1 protein-coding gene is annotated in these 2,450 nt (G+C 67.5%); it reads left to right on the forward strand.

The features are described from left to right. The first annotated feature begins 181 nt into the window (after nt 1-181). Nucleotides 182-2,245, forward strand: coding sequence for a thioredoxin domain-containing protein (locus BQ17_RS00885; protein ID WP_089723877.1), 2,064 nt, complete (start codon nt 182-184; stop codon nt 2,243-2,245). Nucleotides 2,246-2,450: the final 205 nt, after the last annotated feature.

The raw sequence follows: 2,450 nt of genomic DNA on the forward strand, positions 1-2,450 counted from the left end.
CAGAGACCGGGAGCGGGGCTTTTGCGACACCCTCCCGCCGGGAGAGGGGCTTTGAGGCTTAACTTAATGGCATTGACCTTAAATCCCCTGGTTACGGGGTCGCCGCCATGGAAACCCTGTGCCCACGTACCCATGTCCGATCTAAGACCCCCAATAATGGCACAATGCCAGGATAATCGACATGTCGGATTCGACCGCTCCCCGCAATCGCCTCGCGGACGCCACCAGCCCTTATCTCCGGCAACACGCCGGCAACCCCGTCGACTGGTGGCCCTGGTGCGCAGAGGCCCTGGCGTTTGCCCGCGACCAGGACCGGCCCATCCTGCTTTCCATCGGCTACTCCGCGTGCCATTGGTGCCATGTGATGGCCCACGAGTCCTTCGAGGACCCGGAGACGGCCCAACTCATGAACCGGCTCTTCGTCAACATCAAGGTGGACCGAGAAGAGCGCCCGGACCTGGACAAGATCTACCAGAGTGCCCACCAACTCTTGGCCAAGCGTCCGGGCGGCTGGCCCCTGACCGTCTTTTTGACCCCGGACGACCAGCACCCTTTCTTTGCCGGGACCTACTTCCCGAAAGAGCCCAGGCACGGACTGCCGGCGTTTTCCCGGCTGCTCGAGGGTATCGCGGCCGCCTACCGCGAGCAGGGCGGCGCCATCCGGGAGCAAAACCGCGCCTTGATGGATGCCTTGGCCCGACTCACCCCCGGCGGGGACGGCGAGATTCCGGACGCGGCGCCCCTGGCGGCGGCCCGCCGCCGGCTCGCCGAGGACTTCGACCCCGTCCACGGTGGGCTCGGGTCGGCCCCGAAGTTCCCCCATGTCACCGACCTGGAGCGCCTGCTGCGCCACTATGCGGCGAGCCGGGCGGACGGGGCACCGGACCGGGACGCCCTGCACATGGTGACCTTCACCCTGGAACGCATGATCCGCGGCGGACTCAACGACCAGCTCGGCGGGGGCTTTTGCCGCTACTCAGTGGATGATCTCTGGATGATCCCCCACTTCGAGAAGATGCTCTACGACAACGGGCCCCTGCTCGCCCTGTGCTGTGATGTCTGGCAGATCACGGGGGATCCCCTGTTCCGGGATGCCGCCGTCGCCACCGCCGACTGGGTGATGCGTGAGATGCAGTCACCCGAGGGCGGCTACTACTCGACCCTCGATGCGGACAGCGAGGGCGAGGAAGGCAAATTCTATGTCTGGGACCGCGCAGCGATCGCGCGCCTGCTCACGGCCGAGGAATACGCCCCCTTCGCCGCCGTCTACGGCCTGGACCGGAAGCCGAACTTCGAGGGCAAGTGGCACCTGCATGGTTACCATACCGCCGTCGAGGCGGCCCGCAACCTGGAAACGACCCCGGCGTCGGTCGCCGCCCTGCTGGAAACAGCCAGGCACAAGCTCCTCGCCGCCCGGGCGGGCCGCATCCGTCCGGGCCGCGACGAGAAAATACTCACGGCCTGGAACGGCCTGGCGATCAAGGGCATGGCTCGGGCCGCGCGGGTGCTGGAGCGCGCCGACTACCTGGCGTCCGCCCAGCGGGCCCTCGACTTCATCCGCGCCAGGCTGTGGCGGAATGGGCGTCTGCTCGCCACCTACAAGGACGGCAAGGCCCACCTCAATGCCTATCTGGACGACTATGCCTACTTGATCGACGCCCTGCTGGAGCTTCTACAGACCCGTTGGCAGCGCGCGGATCTGGAGCTGGCGACGGCACTCGCCGAGGTCCTGCTCGACCAGTTCGCGGACCCCCAGGAGGGGGGCTTTTTCTTTACCTCGAACGACCACGAGCGGCTCATCCATCGACCCAAGCCCCTGGGGGACGAGTCGGTGCCCGCCGGCAACGGGGTGGCCGCCCGGGTGCTGCAGCGCCTCGGTCATCTGCTGGGCGAGACCCGTTACCTCACGGCCGCCCAGGGGACCCTGGCGCTGGCCGCCGAGCCGATGCGCCGCCTGCCCCATGCCCACGCCAGCCTGCTCGCCGCCCTGGAAGAACACCTGGCTCCCCCCCAGACGCTCATCATCCGTGGTGCAGGAGACGACTTGGCCCGCTGGGCCGGGATCGCCCAGCGCACCTATGCCCCACAGCGCCTGGTGCTCACCATCCCGGCCACCGAAGAGGGGCTTCCGGGTAGCCTGGGGGCCATGACGCCGGGAGCCGGGACCCGAGCCTACCCCTGTCTCGGGACCAGGTGCGAGATGCCCCTGGAAGACCTCGCAGCACTGGAGCGGTTGACTGCCTAGTACCCCGTTCCGCCTTATTTTGCTTTGTCCGTGGCGGTCGTGCCAGCGCCGCCAGAAGCACTTGCGCATGTGTCGCCTGATCCAACCCGAGCGGGCGTGCACCCGGCGGCACCAATCGGCAGAGCCGCAGTCATTCCACCCTCCGTTGCTGTAGACTTGCCATTGCTTGCGCAGGTGCTCACGGGTGAGGCTTTGCCGGGCCTCC

It is taken from the genome of Candidatus Thiosymbion oneisti (genome assembly GCF_900092655.1).
Classification (GTDB): Bacteria; Pseudomonadota; Gammaproteobacteria; order Chromatiales; family Chromatiaceae; genus Thiosymbion; species Thiosymbion oneisti.

Excerpts from the sequence above, each read along its gene's own strand:
- BQ17_RS00885 (WP_089723877.1), top strand. The coding sequence starts at position 182 with ATGTCGGATTCGACCGCTCCCCGCAATCGCCTCGCGGACGCCACCAGC.